The 13,332-nt window shown below is 69.8% G+C and carries 16 protein-coding genes; 10 read left to right on the top strand and 6 right to left on the bottom strand.

All coding sequences use genetic code 11. From position 1 onward, the window contains the following. Positions 1-28 precede the first annotated feature (28 nt). From D0T12_RS15440 to D0T12_RS15425, 4 genes are all read left to right on the top strand, one after another. Positions 29-658, top strand: a complete 630-nt coding sequence (locus D0T12_RS15440; RefSeq protein WP_117400459.1) for a TetR/AcrR family transcriptional regulator — start codon at positions 29-31, stop codon at positions 656-658. Positions 659-978: 320 nt separating this feature from the next. Further along, the gene (locus D0T12_RS15435) at positions 979-1,203 is read left to right on the top strand and encodes a DUF3107 domain-containing protein (RefSeq protein ID WP_117400458.1); all 225 of its coding nucleotides are present in this window, start codon (positions 979-981) and stop codon (positions 1,201-1,203) included. Between the two features lie 109 nt (positions 1,204-1,312). Further along, positions 1,313-1,621: a GlsB/YeaQ/YmgE family stress response membrane protein gene (locus D0T12_RS15430; RefSeq protein WP_199487469.1), complete on the top strand. Its 309-nt coding sequence runs from the start codon at positions 1,313-1,315 to the stop codon at positions 1,619-1,621. A 542-nt stretch (positions 1,622-2,163) separates the two neighbouring features. Then, positions 2,164-3,633 carry a DEAD/DEAH box helicase gene (locus tag D0T12_RS15425; protein WP_199487468.1) on the top strand — a complete coding sequence of 490 codons (1,470 nt, stop codon included), beginning with the start codon at positions 2,164-2,166 and terminating at the stop codon, positions 3,631-3,633. A 57-nt stretch (positions 3,634-3,690) separates the two neighbouring features. On the opposite strand, the gene D0T12_RS15420 is transcribed toward D0T12_RS15425, so the two are convergent. Next, entirely contained in the window at positions 3,691-4,371 is a 681-nt protein-coding gene (locus D0T12_RS15420) for a glycerophosphodiester phosphodiesterase (protein WP_117400239.1), read from the bottom strand. Between the two features lie 69 nt (positions 4,372-4,440). Between D0T12_RS15420 and D0T12_RS15415 the strand changes: the two genes are divergently transcribed. After that, the gene (locus D0T12_RS15415) at positions 4,441-5,331 is read left to right on the top strand and encodes an alpha/beta fold hydrolase (protein WP_117400238.1); all 891 of its coding nucleotides are present in this window, start codon (positions 4,441-4,443) and stop codon (positions 5,329-5,331) included. Here D0T12_RS15415 and D0T12_RS15410 read toward each other — a convergent pair. Next, a complete protein-coding gene (locus tag D0T12_RS15410) occupies positions 5,310-5,783 on the bottom strand; it encodes a hypothetical protein (RefSeq protein WP_117400237.1) in 474 nt (157 codons plus the stop codon). The two genes, D0T12_RS15415 and D0T12_RS15410, sit on opposite strands and share 22 nt — an antisense overlap. Positions 5,784-5,876: 93 nt before the next feature. Between D0T12_RS15410 and D0T12_RS15405 the strand changes: the two genes are divergently transcribed. Next, entirely contained in the window at positions 5,877-6,713 is an 837-nt protein-coding gene (locus D0T12_RS15405) for a helix-turn-helix domain-containing protein (protein WP_117400236.1), read from the top strand. A 52-nt stretch (positions 6,714-6,765) separates the two neighbouring features. Here the strand turns inward: D0T12_RS15405 and D0T12_RS15400 are convergent, their stop codons facing one another. Next, on the bottom strand, positions 6,766-7,596 hold the full coding sequence (locus D0T12_RS15400; RefSeq protein WP_117400235.1) for a S1 family peptidase: 831 nt from the start codon (positions 7,594-7,596) through the stop codon (positions 6,766-6,768). Between the two features lie 311 nt (positions 7,597-7,907). On the opposite strand from D0T12_RS15400, the gene D0T12_RS15395 reads away from it, so the two are divergent. After that, positions 7,908-8,372 carry a hypothetical protein gene (locus tag D0T12_RS15395; protein WP_117400234.1) on the top strand — a complete coding sequence of 155 codons (465 nt, stop codon included), beginning with the start codon at positions 7,908-7,910 and terminating at the stop codon, positions 8,370-8,372. Between the two features lie 399 nt (positions 8,373-8,771). On the opposite strand, the gene D0T12_RS15390 is transcribed toward D0T12_RS15395, so the two are convergent. The 3 genes from D0T12_RS15390 to D0T12_RS35350 form a co-directional block, all read right to left on the bottom strand. Beyond that, positions 8,772-10,610: an eCIS core domain-containing protein gene (locus tag D0T12_RS15390; protein WP_199487467.1), complete on the bottom strand. Its 1,839-nt coding sequence runs from the start codon at positions 10,608-10,610 to the stop codon at positions 8,772-8,774. Positions 10,611-10,759: 149 nt separating this feature from the next. Further along, complete coding sequence (locus D0T12_RS15385) at positions 10,760-11,251, bottom strand: ATP-binding protein (protein ID WP_267900406.1); 492 nt, start codon at positions 11,249-11,251, stop codon at positions 10,760-10,762. Next, positions 11,248-11,532 carry a hypothetical protein gene (locus D0T12_RS35350; protein ID WP_158581507.1) on the bottom strand — a complete coding sequence of 95 codons (285 nt, stop codon included), beginning with the start codon at positions 11,530-11,532 and terminating at the stop codon, positions 11,248-11,250. Before D0T12_RS35350 ends, D0T12_RS15385 begins: the two co-directional genes overlap by 4 nt. Before the next feature lie 201 nt (positions 11,533-11,733). On the opposite strand from D0T12_RS35350, the gene D0T12_RS15380 reads away from it, so the two are divergent. The 3 genes from D0T12_RS15380 to D0T12_RS15370 all read left to right on the top strand — a co-directional run bounded on the left by D0T12_RS15380 (position 11,734) and on the right by D0T12_RS15370 (position 13,312). Next, positions 11,734-12,594, top strand: a complete 861-nt coding sequence (locus tag D0T12_RS15380; protein ID WP_117400231.1) for a helix-turn-helix domain-containing protein — start codon at positions 11,734-11,736, stop codon at positions 12,592-12,594. 27 nt (positions 12,595-12,621) lie between these two features. After that, positions 12,622-12,930, top strand: a complete 309-nt coding sequence (locus D0T12_RS15375; RefSeq protein ID WP_117400230.1) for a DUF397 domain-containing protein — start codon at positions 12,622-12,624, stop codon at positions 12,928-12,930. A gap of 124 nt (positions 12,931-13,054) precedes the next feature. Next, positions 13,055-13,312, top strand: coding sequence for a DUF397 domain-containing protein (locus D0T12_RS15370; RefSeq protein WP_117400229.1), 258 nt, complete (start codon positions 13,055-13,057; stop codon positions 13,310-13,312). Positions 13,313-13,332: the final 20 nt, after the last annotated feature.

Raw genomic sequence — 13,332 nt, 5'->3', positions numbered from 1 at the left:
CGCCCCGAACGGCTGATCGGAGAGTGTGGTGACCGCGACCCCGGACGCACGCCCCCGCGGCACTAGGCTGCCGCGGCTGGCGCGCCGCAGGCAGCTGCTCGGCGCGGCGCAGGAGGTGTTCGTCGCCCAGGGGTACCACGCCGCGGCGATGGACGAGATCGCCGAACGCGCGGGCGTCAGCAAACCCGTGCTCTACCAGCACTTTCCCGGCAAGCTGGAGCTGTATCTGGCGCTGCTCGACGAGCACGCCGAGGCACTGGTGAAGATCGTCCGGGAGGCGCTGGACTCCACGACCGACAACAAGCTGCGCGTCCAGGCGAGCATCCGGGCCTTCTACGACTTCGTCGCCGGCGAGGGCGAGGCGTACCGGCTGGTCTTCGAGTCCGACCTGCGCAACGTCGCGCCCGTCCGCGCCCGCGTCGACCGCGCCAACCAGCAGTGCGCCGAGATGATCGCCCAGGTCATCGCCGAGGACACCGACGCCCCGAGCGACGAGGCGCACCTGCTCGGCATGGGCCTGGTCGGCATGGCCGAGGTCAGCGCCCGGTACTGGCTGTCCCAGCACCGCGCCATCCCCAAGGACACCGCCGAGAAGATCATCGCCCGGCTGGCCTGGCGCGGCATCTCCGGCTTCCCCCGATCCGGCGACCTCTCGTAGCTGTGTTGATTGCAGGACCGGCCCACTTCGCTCGCCTGGCGGCTCGCTACGTGACCGTTCCTGGGCGAACGCGACATCGCTTAGCGATCCGCCCGGTTTCGCTCGCCTTCGGCTTCGCTACACCGGGCGGGGCACGCGTTCGTGTGGGCGGCTGAGGCCACTTCGCAACAGGCCTTCGACCCGGCGCGCCGGACGGACGCCGGTTTCACCCTCGGCCGAACCCCGGGACGGCGGATCCGGCCGTCCGCGTGCGACCATCGGAAGGGCCCGCCGGTGGTCGGTGGGACATGTGGGTCTTGTGGGACGAGGGGAGCATTCGCGTGCAGGTTCGCATCGGCGTGCAGAACATCGCGAGGGAACTCACGGTCGACACCCGGCAGTCGGCCGACGAGGTGCAGGCCGCGCTGTCCGACGCGCTCGCCAAGCCGCGCGGGGTGCTCGTCCTCCACGACCGCCGCTCCGGACGCGTCGTCGTCCCCGCCGAACAGGTCGGCTACCTGGAGATCTCCGAGGACGAACAGCGCAGCGTCGGCTTCGGCGGCTAGCCCCCGCCCGGGCGTTTCGATCGGGATTTGACCCGCTTTTTGTTTGATTCTTGCACGGTGGGCACAACGATCTCCGACCACGGGCTTCGGCCCCACGGAAGAAGAATGGATGATCGACATGCTCACGACGATCCTCTGGTTCATCGTGGTCGGTGCCGTCATCGGAGCCTTGGCACGACTGCTCGTCCCGGGACGGAACCCGATCGGAATGCTGCTCACGGTGCTCGTCGGGATCGCCGGCGCCATCGTCGGCGGTGTGATCGCGGGCGCGCTCGGCGCGGGGAGCCTCGTCGCCTTCGTGTTCGCCGTGCTGGTCGCGGCGCTCGGTGTCGTCGCGCTCACCTCGGCCAACACCCGGGGCCACGGCAGGCGCGGCGGCTGGCGGGGCGGCTGGCGACCGCGCCGTCGCACCTACTGACCCACCGGTCCGATCGACGGTCTGACGCGCACTGAACGGGGAGACCCCCGCCCCTGAACGGCGGGGGTCTCCCCGTTGACGCGTACCATGTCCGGAAGTGGCCGTCGCCGGAGGCGGTGTCCGACCCGCCGCCCGCCCGCGTTCCCGCCATGGAAAGGCCCTGGCGGGCAAGGCTTGGAATAGACCGAACCACACGAACGTTAGGTACGGAGATCGGCTATTGGTGTATGCAATCAACGGTCGGTACACTGCGTCGCGGAGTGTGACCGCACGCAGCCACAGCGAGTGACTGCTTTCAACCCCTGACTGCGGTCGCCGAGAGATTTGAGCAACGGCTGGTCCCTCCCGCGCGAGCGCGCGGCCGAAGGAAACGATCGGCGGGCGCGACCGTACGGCGAGATCCGTACGACGACCGCCCACCGCCGTGCCGCGCCGCACCCGGGAGCGGAGACCCCGCACATTGGAGGCTGAAAGCCCTGACTACCTTTCGTGAACTCGGGGTCGTCCCCGAAATAGCAGATGCCCTCGAAGCAGAGGGCATCGTGGAAGCGTTCCCCATCCAGGAGCTCGCCCTGCCGATCGCGCTGGGCGGGCACGACATCATCGGCCAGGCCCGCACGGGCACCGGCAAGACCCTCGCGTTCGGCGCCGCGCTGCTCCAGCGCATCGAGCACGGCGGCCGTGAGCCGCGTGCTCTCGTGGTCGCGCCGACCCGTGAGCTGGCCCTCCAGGTCACCGACGACCTGCTCGTGGCGGGCGGCAAGCTCGGCACGCGCGTCCTGTCGGTGTACGGCGGCCGGGCCTACGAGCCGCAGATCAGCGCGCTGCGCGACGGCGTCGACGTCGTCGTCGGCACGCCCGGACGGCTGCTCGACCTCGTCAAGCAGAAGCACCTCGACCTCTCCAAGATCGGGATCCTGGTGCTGGACGAGGCGGACCGGATGCTCGACCTCGGGTTCCTGCCCGACATCGAGCGGATCGTCGAGCGGATCCCGGCGCAGCGGCAGACCATGCTGTTCTCCGCGACCATGCCCGGCGAGATCGTCGCGCTGTCGCGCCGGTACCTGACCCGGCCCACCAACGTCCGGGCCGAGTCGCACACCGAGTCGGACGCGACGCCGCAGGTCGTCCAGCACGTCTTCCAGGCCCACCAGATGGACAAGCCGGAGATGCTGGCCCGTCTGCTTCAGGCCGAGGGCCGCGGTCTCACCATGGTCTTCTGCCAGACGAAGCGGGCGTGCGACCGGGTCGCCGCCGACCTGGAGCAGCGCGGCTTCGACGCCGCCGCGGTCCACGGCGACCTCGGGCAGAGCCAGCGCGAGCGGGCGCTGCGCGCGTTCCGCAACGGCAAGATCGGTGTGCTGGTCGCCACGGACGTCGCCGCCCGCGGCCTCGACGTCGACGACGTGACCCATGTCGTCAACTTCGAGTGCCCCGACAGCGCCGACACCTACGTGCACCGCATCGGCCGGACGGGCCGCGCGGGCAAGGAGGGCGTGGCCGTCACGTTCGTCGACTGGTCCGACCTCACCCGGTGGAAGCTGATCAACGGCACGCTCGACCTGCCGTTCGCCAACCCGGAGGAGACGTACTCCACGTCCCCGCACTTCTTCGCGGCGCTCGGCATTCCCGAGGGCACGAAGGGCCGCCTGCCCGCCGACCAGCGGAACGGGCGCGCCGGGCTGGCCGCCGAGGAGCTGGAGGACATCGGCGAGACCGGCAAGGTCCGCAGCCATGTCCGCGAAGACCGGGAGCGCCCGCGGCCGCGCCGCCGCAAGCGCAACCGGGCCCGCACCCGCGCCGGAAAGCCCATCGAAGCGGGCGCCCCGGCGAACACCGCGGCGAACACGGGGCAGACCGACAAGGCGACCGCTTCGTCCGACGACAACGTCGTCGACGCCGTCGCCACCGAGCGGAAGCGCAGCCGTACCCGGCGCCGCACCCGCTCGGGCAAGCCGACCGGCGCACCGGCGGCGACCGCGGCCGACACGGCCGAGTCGCAGAGCGCCTGAGGGCCGACCGCGAGACTCCCGTTCGTCTCGCGGTGGCCCGCCCACCTCGTTTCCGACCTACCCGTCCCGCAGCTTCAACGCGGTGGCGGGATGGTCGGTGACCAGCACGGCGACGCGCGGGTCGCCCAGGAAGCGTTGCATCACGGGCTCGGCGTTGACCGTCCACACCATGGCGGGGATCCCGGCACGCGCGCACTGCCGCAGCACGCCCACCCGCGCGAGGCGGTGGTTCACGGCGACCATGTCGGCGCCCGCCTTCCGGATGAGGCGCAGCGGCGCGAAGTCGTGCGCGGCGCCGCGTTCCCACAGGTTGCGGCCGACCGACAGCGCCGTCCGCACGCCCGGGAAATTCTTCTTGATCTCGACCAGGGAGAGCACCTCCCGGGTGGTGACGACGAAACGGTCCCGTCCGAACGCCTCGACGGCCATCGCGACGGTCTCGTGCTCGCAGCCGCGTTCCTTGAGGTCGAGGTGGCCCATCGCCCGGGTCGCGATGATCTGCATAGCCTCGCTGACCAGCGGGACCGGGCGCGGCGACAGTTCCTGCGCCCGCTCGTAGGTGAGGCGTTTCAGCGGGAGCCCCGCGAGGTCGGGATCATGGTGGACGACGAGCCGCCCGTCTCCCGTCCGCCGGATGTCGATCTCCACGTACTCGGCACCGGACTCGACGGCCTCGGTGAGGCCCGTCAGCCCCGCTTCGTCGCGGCGATGCGCGGAGACGGCAGGCTTCGGACGCACCCTGCGACGCTACCACCGGCGGGTTTCCGGCATGGGTCCGCCGCGGGGCTTTGAGTATGGTGGTCACCTGTGAGTACGCCCCGGTTCCTGAAGCTGCCTCCCGGCGTTCGCCGGACCACCATCGAGACCTCCCGCGGCGCGTTCGCCGTCCTGGAGGCCCTGCCGGGTTCCGGCGTTTCCGAACGCCGTCCCGCGCTCCTCGTTCCGGGTTTCACCGGCAGCAAGGAGGACTTCCTCGGCGTGCTCCAGACGCTCGCCGCGTCCGGCCGCCGTGTCGTGTCGATCGACATGCGCGGCCAGTACGAGTCGATCGGCGGGGACGACCCGTCCGCGTACACGCGTGCCGCCCTGGCGGAGGACCTGGCCTCGCTGCTCGACGCGCTCGGGCCCGAGCCCGCCCACCTGGTGGGCCACTCGTTCGGGGGCCTGGTGTGCCAGGAGACCGTCCTCGCGGCCCAGGCCCCGGTCTCGTCGCTGACGTTGATGAGTTCCGGGCCGTCCGCCGTCACCGGGCAGGCCGCCACGAAGGCGCAGATGCTCCGCGACGCCATCCCCGAACTCGGCATGCCGACGATCTGGGAGATCGCCCTCGGGCCCGACTACGGCAAACGCGGCCTCCAGGACGAGATCGTCGCGTTCATCCAGGCCCGCACGCTCGGCAACTCCGAGATGGGCCTGATCGGCATGGCCAACGAGATCCTCACCGCCGCCGACCGCGTCGACGACCTCGTCAAGCACTGCGCCGACACCGGCCTGCGCACCCTCGTCCTGTACGGCGAGGACGACGACGTGTGGACGCCCGAAGCGCAGGCGGCGATGGCCGAGCGGCTCAACGCGTCCAAGGTCGTCATCCCCGGCGCCGCGCACTCCCCCGCCTGGGACGCGCCCGAGACGACGGCGACGGCACTGACGACGTTCTGGAACCGGTGCGAGAACCCTCAGACGTCGTCGTCGCGGTAGGCGACCCCGGCGAGCGCCTCGGCGTCACCGAGCATGTGCAGGACCACCGGCCTGCCGCGCCGCAGGCCCTCGCCCGCCACCTCCAGCGGATCGACATGCCGTTCCTCGCCGTCCCCGCCGGTCACCGTCACCACGTACCGGGGGCCGTCGTCGGTGGCCGCGACGTCCCAGCGCCCGCCGTGCTCCTTCAGCAGGACGAGCGCGATGAACGCGGCGATCCGCGTCTGGAGCCACACCCGGTCGTCGTCGTCGAACTCGCCGAGGGGGAGGCTCGACAGGAACCCGTCCCAGGGGCCGAGCAGGACCAGCGGGTCCTCCTCGACGTCCCGCGCGGGCACCCCGAGCTCCTCGGCCATCGACAGCGCGGCGTCGCGCCGCTCCCGCGCCCACTCCCCGAGCCCGGCCCGCGCCTCGGTCAGGCGGTCCGGCCTGTCGCTCGCTAAGTCACCCATGCCTCTCCTTCGCGATCAGACCATTGTCGTCGCGATCACGTTCGGCTATCGAAAGACCGCGCACCGGAGCCGAATTCGCCCTAGGCTGGCCGCATGCCGGTGGATTACCGAGCCCCGAACATCAATGCCCGGAGCCTGGGGCAACAACTGCGAAAAATCCGGGAGATCCTCGAACTGTCCTACACCGACGCGGCGTCGCTCCTCAACCGGAACGCCGACTGGCTCGCCCGCGTCGAGACGGGCTTCGGGCACGTCACGCCCGACGAGGTCGGCACCATCCTGGACGCCTACGGCGTGCCGCTCAAGCTCCGGAGCTTCCTGGTCGACCTCGCGTCCCGCCCGGACGGCCCGCCGTGGCTGGCACGGCACGTCGGCAGGCTGAAGGCGCTGGTCCGCGACATCTACACCGTCGAGTCGGAGTCGCCGCTGATCCACACCTTCGGCATCGCGCGGATTCCGGAACTCGTCCGCTGCGAGGCGTACGCCCGGCTGATCTTCGAGCACCACGTCCCCGAGCTGGACGTCGACGAGGAGTGGGACCTGCTCGCCCACCGCCAGCTACACCGCCCCGGCGGAGAGCCCCGCGCGCTGGACGTGATCCTCGACGGCTACATGCTGGAGCATCACGGCGGCCCGCCGGAGGTCATCCACGCCCAACTGACCCATCTGCTCGACGTCGGCGCCGACGGCCGCTCGACGGTCCGCGTCATCCCCACGTCCACGGGTGGCCACGCGGGGTTGAACGGTTCCTTCGACGTCCTGGACTTCCCCGGCGTCACCGATCGGGTCTCGATCGTCCACACGGCCCTCGGCATCGACGCGGCCAGCGCCGACCTGTGGGACACGTGGACCGACCTCGAAGCCGTCACCCTCACCCCCGCCGATTCCCGCGCACTCCTCGAAACCCACCGCGCCGCCCTGAACGTCTAGCGGACGGCGAGGCCGGTCCGGCCCCCTCTCCGGACCGGCCTCGCCCCGGCCGCTACGAGCCGGAGATCACGCTCTCCATCCATTCCCGATGCACGGTCACATCGGTGTAGATGCCCAGTCCCGTCGAACAGTCGGGGATGTGGTCCTCGCGCGGGATCTCGACGCGGCTGAACGCGCCGAGCAACCGCCAACCGGTGGCGGTCCGGCGTAGCAACGGCCCACCGGAATCTCCGAAGCAGGGGCCGGCGGCGTCGGTGTCGTCCGCCGGGTTACCGGTGCACAGCTCGGTGTCCTTCTCGATGGGCGCTCGCACGTTCACGCATTCCGCGACCTGGTGGACGGTCGAGTCGAGCTGCTGCAACATCTCGGGCCTGTCGTTGGGGCAGCCGTCGACGTCCCTCTTGGGCGCGGTGCATCCCCATCCGAGCATCCGGACTGGGGTACCGGTGGGCGGCCGGACGTCCAACGTGACCGGGGCGTACGAGACGGGCTCGTCGAGCCGGATCAGCGCGATGTCGAAATAGGCGGGGTCGCCCTCGGGGTGCAGGACGATCCGCTCCGCGCCGCGAAGGCTTCCGCCTTCCGACTTGTGGGGACTGCCGATCCGGAGCCGGACGTCCTCGGGTTTCGTACCGAAATCCACGCAGTGATAGGCGGTGACGACCCATTCGGGGTCGATCAGGCTGCCTCCGCAGAAGTGCCCCACCTCGTCGTTCTGCAACGAGGCCATGAACGGGTACGGTTCGGTCGCGTCCCGCCCACCAATGATCATGGTGGAGGGGCCGCCGCCGGGCTCGGGTCCGGCCAGCGCGGCCGGCGTCGCGAGGCTGGGCCCCAGCAGCGTCACGGCCCACGCGAGCAGCGCGAATCGAAGTTTGCGCACGATGCGTGTCCTCCCGAAGTCGAAGAGATGATCTCGCGCTTCGACGCTAGGACCCGCCGACCACAGCAGACGATCCAGCCACCACGTCAACTTTGGTACAGCGACCTGTACTCGCGGGGCCCGGGGAAAGACCGTCGGCGGGCGTCGGATCGCCGGTCCCGTGCGGTTCGCAAGCCCCGAGCCCAATCCTCTTTCGCGAAGATCGGCCGGATTCGGTCTGGATCATTGTGGGTGACTGGGGGCCGGACCGATGAAAGTGTGCACCAATAGGTTCTGTCCCGTGCGGGCAGGAGGCGGAAAGGAGGCGTCCGGTGACGGGGACCGAGTGGGTGGCGGAGACCGCGGTCGGGTTTCTGGTGCGGAGGCTTCGGCGGGCGGATTCGGAGGCGGAGCGGGCACTGGACGCGGGGATGGACGCGGTCCATGACCTGATCGTCGCCCGGCTGGGCGCGGATCCGGCGGTGACGCTCCTGGCCGAGCAGGCGATGGTCGGGCCGGTGAGCGACCGGACGGTGCGGCGGGTCACGGACGCGGTCGCCGAGGAGGCCGACACCGACCCCGACTTCGCGGAGCGGTTGCGGTGGCTGGTGGAGGATCTCCAACGCGACGAGCGCGCTGTGACGGCGTCGGGTGAGCGGTCCGTCGCGATCGGAGGCGACAACTCCGGCGTCGTCTCGACCGGTGACGACGCGACGAACGTCTCCCAGCGTGCGACGGCGTCCGGCGACGCCCGTGTCTACCAGGCCGGACGGGACCAGACGTTCAACGACCGATGACCGGCACCCCACCGGCGGACGGCGTGCGCCGGCACGCGGTCGCCTCGGGGTTCGCGATGGTGTTCCAGGCCGCCGGAGACCCGACCGTCTACGAGGGCGCGGAGCCCTGTCGCCGGCGACTCGGCCCGTCCACGCGCCCGCGAACCCGGCCCGGCTCGCGGGCGTGGGAGCGGCCGGGCGTGCTGCTGCGGGCGTCCAACGCGCTGGTCGGGTTCACCGGCCGCACCACGAGGAACGGCGGCGATCACGGAAGTGGCGGGACGAACCGGCGCCGCCGGCGGTGCGATTCGTGCGCGGGCCCGGCGGGCAGGGCAAGGCCCGGCCGGCCGGGCAACTCGCTCACGAGGGGGCGGCGCGGGGATGACGCGCCCTCCGTCCTCGGGCGGCGGGTTCGTGTCGTCATGGTGCGGGGCGGTACCGGACGCGGATCTCCGGGTAGAGCAACGACTTGTCCTTGATGACGAACTCGTTGGTGCCCGTCGCGCCCAACCGGGCCGGGTGCTTCTTGAGGCCGGGGCTCACCACGGAGGTGCGGAGGTCCTTCATCGTCTTATGGTCCTCGCCCCGCCTGTTGTGCCCGAGGTGCGCGAAGTCGGGTGAGCCGACGAGACCGCGCATCAGCATCAGCTCTCGGGCCGGGTGCGTCGGGTCCTTGCACTCGTGATCCTCGCACTGGGGGCAGGCGAAGTACGTCTGCGCCTTGGAGGCGTTGTCGGCGACGTAGGTGCCCTGGCCCAGCACGCCGTACTGCGGCTTGTCCTCGGTTCCCTTGTTGCGGCCCTTCTCGGGCGCCACCCCGCCCGCGTCGATCAGGTCCATGATGTCGGAGCCGGTGCCGTGCCAGAGGAAGGCCTCCCCGGCGTCCTGGGGTACACCCGGCGGCAACTCGGCGGGGCGGGGGTAGCCGGGCTGGATCGAGGTCGCCGCCGCGCCTTCCAGGTTGGGTCGGCTGCCCGTGGACCAGGGGATCCGATCGCTGCGGTCCTTCCCCGAGGCCTTCAGTCCCTTCTTGCCGTGTGAGATCAGCGACTGGTGGTAGAGCTGCCGGTTGGTCGCGTACTTCTCCCACAGCGTGGGGTTGGCGCAGACGACGATCTGCACGATGTCCATGAGGGCGCTGCTGGGCGGTGGCGGGCCGCCGGGCTTGCCCTCCTGGAGTCGGCGGGTGTGGGACGCGCGCTGCTCGGCGGTGATCCCCGGGTCGGTGAGTCGCTTGTGTGACTCCGCCATCCGGGTCGCCTCGCCTTTCGGTGCTGTGACGGGCGCGAGTTGCTGGGACAGCCGGGCGTAGTTCTCGATGGCCCGCCACACGGCATGCCCCCGGGGCAGGGAGGCCGTGTGGTAGCCCCGCCCGGTGTCGGTCCACTGGAGGTCGTTCCAGTAGTCCGGGACCTCCCTGCCGAGCGCGGCGTTGAGGTCCGGCGGCAGCCCGACCTGCGGCGCGGCCGGGGCGGGGGCCGGAGTGGGGGCGGGGGCCGGCGTGGGGCTGGGACTGCGGGAGCCGGTGGGGCTCGGGTTGCCCGACGCCCGCTGGACATGCTTGGCGGCGCGCTGGACGCGCCCGCCGCCGGTGGCGCGGCCCCCGGGCAACGTCAGGTCGGGGGCCTCTCCCCGCGCCATCCGCCGCCCGTTCTCGGAGGCCTGCACCTCGAACGGGTCGCGGGGGCTGGAGATCTTCGTCCCGGTCCCGTCGTCGGTGCCGGCCACCTCGCCCATGGCCTGCTGCCAGACGTGTCCGGCCTCGTGGTACAGCGTCTCGTCGTCGAGGCTCGACCGGCCACTGATGATGTGCGAGCCGGTGGTGTAGGCCATGGCGCCGTGGTCGTCCGCCGAGCGCTGCGCGACGGGACCGTCATGGATACGGACGTGGCCGAACTTCATCGGGTACTCCTGCTCCATGCGCTCGACGATGCGCGCGGGCAGCGGCCTGCCGGGGGTGGCGATCGCCTCGGTCGGCGACACCCGGCGCTGCACGGGTGTCTCCCCATGGCCGCATCCCGGACCGTGCTCGTGCAGATCGGTGTCCACGCGGCGCTGCACCGAGGGAATCGCGTGCCCGCACCCGGGACCGTGCTGGTGCCGGGCCTCGGCGATCGCGCCGGAGACGGCCGCGTTCCCGGCCAGCCGCTGGAGCGAGAGGAACTGGCCCGCCAACCCGGGCGGCTGAGACGGACGGGGCCGGTGCCCCGTCGGCTCGTTGCCACGGTCCCGGTCCTTGCCAGTGTCCTGCGCGCGCACGAGCGCCCCCTCCAGCGTGGTTGCACATCCGTACGACATCGTCCTCCGGACCGCCCGGCCCGAGTAGGGCCATGAGGGCACCCTCGGGGGCAGAGGGACTGCCCCGGAGAACGCTTCGCCGGACGCGGCGCACGCGGTGTTCCGGAAGCTCACGGGCATGGATTTCCCGGCCTGGTCGAAGGAGCCATCCCCGCCCGGATGCCCTCAGGTTCACTGACCGGACGACCGTTGTCGTGGACACCAGAGACAAGTGTGTGCGGGATTTCGAACCAGACGCGGAGGCTGCCTTCGGCCAGGTGCTCGAAGCCCCACGACCTGGCGAGCGCCGCCAGGATCGGCAGGCCGCGCCCGGACTCGCCGTCCGGGTCGTCGCGATGGTGCGGGAGGGTGCTGCCGCCCTCGTCGGTGACCTCGATCCGGACGTTGAGGGCGTCCACGAAGACGTCCACCCCCACGAGGTCGCCGGTACCGTGGACGATCGCGTTGGTGAGGGTCTCGGAGAGCAGCAGAACGCTCTCCTCGCAGACACTGTGCTCCGGGCCGAACAGCGGTTCGAGCAGAGTCATCAGCCACCGGCGACCGTTCGCCACGTTTTGGGGCGCGGCCGGGACGATGCACGCCCCCAGGTGACACCGCTTCACCGGACGCCCGCCGTCCACGCCACCCGTGCGGCGGTCTCGGCCACGTCCCCGGCCGCGCACCACTGGCCGCCGAAGGTGTAGAGCCACCGGCCCCGGTAGTCGACCGCCGCCACCCCCAGCCATCGCCGAGGCCATGCCGCTCCCGGCACCCACAGGACGGACTCCCCCGCCTTCGGGTGGACGAGCATGGACGTGCACCGCTGCCGCTCCCCCAGCCGGTAACAGAGATCAGCCAGGAGGCCGAACCGCACGTCGTGCGGTCGCTGATCCACAGACATCATCGGACGCCCCTTCTCCAGGCACGCGGGCACCAGAAGTCACGGATTTTCTTCCGTGATCACCCACCTACCGTGCGTGATTGTCGCTACGGTCAGAGTGTGAGCCGACGCCGTCCAATCCGCAACAGAAACGAACTGAACTATCGCAGTTTGTTTCTTGAATCTTGATCACAAGGCACCACAAACAAGCCCAAGGAGGACAAAGTGGCCGCCCGTCGAAGCCCCACCGTCCGCAAGCGCCGCCTCGCCGCCGAACTTCGACGCCTCCGCAAGGAATGCGGGCTGACTCGGGAGCAAGTTGCCGAGCGCATCGGGTGTGCACCCGTAACGATCACTCGCATCGAGACGGGTCAGAGTGGCGCCCGAGTGGGCGAGGTCTCCCTCATGCTGGAGGTGTATGGCGTCACCGGCGACGCACGCGACGCCCTGCTACAGGTGGCTAAGGACGCGCGCAAGCGGGGCTGGTGGCATACGTACAGTGGCACCATGCCGGGTTGGTTCCAGGTTTATGTCGGGCTGGAGGACGAGGCGGCCTCGATTCAGGACTATCAACCAGAGGTCGTTCCAGGAATCCTTCAGATCGAGGCATACGCCAGGGCTACCTACCTCGCCGAAGCCATGGTCCCAAGCGAAGAAGAGATCAACCGGCAGATCACGCTGCGACTAGAGAGACAGCGGCGACTTCTCGAAGCCAAGGACGCCCCTGAGATGTGGTTTGTGTGCAACGAGGCCATGATACGCCGCCAGGTAGGCGGACGAGCCACCATGCAAGATCAGTTGAAACGCCTTGTTGAACTCTCCCACCGACCGAACATCACGCTCCAAGTACTCCCGTTCACGGCGGGTGCTCACCCAGGGATGCAGGGTGGCTTCAGAATCCTTGGCTTCCCTGAGCCCGCCGACCCGGCGGTGGTGTACGTCGAGTACCAACAGGGAAGCTTGTACTTGGAGAAAGCCGACGATATAAACAGTTATACAACCATGTTCAACCACCTGCGAGCGCAGGCCCTCAGCCGCGAAGAGTCGTGCAACCTCATCACATCAGCGGTCGAAAGCATGAGCTGACGCCTTCAACCCAGAGGAGAGTGGTCCATGGAAACAATTTACATCATCTGGCGAACGAGTAGCCATAGTACCGGCAACGGTGGCGAGTGCGTAGAGATAGGTTCCTGGCACAAGAGCAGCCACAGCGCCAAAGAAGGCGAGTGTGTAGAGGTTGGCCCCTGGCGGAAGAGCAGTTGGAGCGGCGAGCAAGGAAACTGCCTTGAGGTGGTAGCGGACGAGGCGGTGGTGTTGGCGCGGGACTCCAAGAATCCGGACGGACCAATACTCGGATTCGGCACCGAAGCCTGGTCCGCCTTCCTCACCACCGTCAAACGCGGCCAACTCGATCTACCTTAAACCGTACCTCGACACCCCCGGGTCCGTACAGCCCGTGGGCGTCAACCTGCGAGAACGACTGACCTTTCCGGTAAGGCTCATCTCAGTACACGACGCTGGCTGGGTGATGAGAAAGGTGTGAACCATGACCGTGGATCTCTCCCACGTGATCTGGCGCACGAGTCGCAACAGCACCGACGAGGGAAACTGTGTCGAGTTGAGTGCATGGCGGAAGAGCAGCCGGAGTGCAAACAACGGTTCCTGCGTCGAGGTTGCTGGCGACGAGGCGATGGTGTTGGCACGGGACTCCAAGGATCCGGACGGGCCGGTACTCGGCTTCAGGGCCGAGGCCTGGGCCGCCTTCCTCACCACTGTGAAGAGCGGTCACCTCGACTTGCGTTAGGGCCTTGGTGGGCGGCTTTT

The organism is Actinomadura spongiicola (genome assembly GCF_003432485.1).
Lineage (GTDB): Bacteria > Actinomycetota > Actinomycetes > Streptosporangiales > Streptosporangiaceae > Spirillospora > Spirillospora spongiicola.
This window is presented reverse-complemented; position numbering and strand designations above follow the sequence as displayed.

Bases quoted from the DNA above. Each gene is read 5' to 3' on its own strand.
- D0T12_RS35350 (WP_158581507.1), bottom strand. From the start codon at position 11,532: ATGATGTCTGTGGATCAGCGACCGCACGACGTGCGGTTCGGCCTCCTG.
- D0T12_RS15370 (WP_117400229.1), top strand. From the start codon at position 13,055: ATGACCGTGGATCTCTCCCACGTGATCTGGCGCACGAGTCGCAACAGC.
- D0T12_RS15405 (WP_117400236.1), top strand. From the start codon at position 5,877: ATGCCGGTGGATTACCGAGCCCCGAACATCAATGCCCGGAGCCTGGGG.
- D0T12_RS15375 (WP_117400230.1), top strand. From the start codon at position 12,622: ATGGAAACAATTTACATCATCTGGCGAACGAGTAGCCATAGTACCGGC.
- D0T12_RS15410 (WP_117400237.1), bottom strand. From the start codon at position 5,783: ATGGGTGACTTAGCGAGCGACAGGCCGGACCGCCTGACCGAGGCGCGG.
- D0T12_RS15430 (WP_199487469.1), top strand. From the start codon at position 1,313: ATGATCGACATGCTCACGACGATCCTCTGGTTCATCGTGGTCGGTGCC.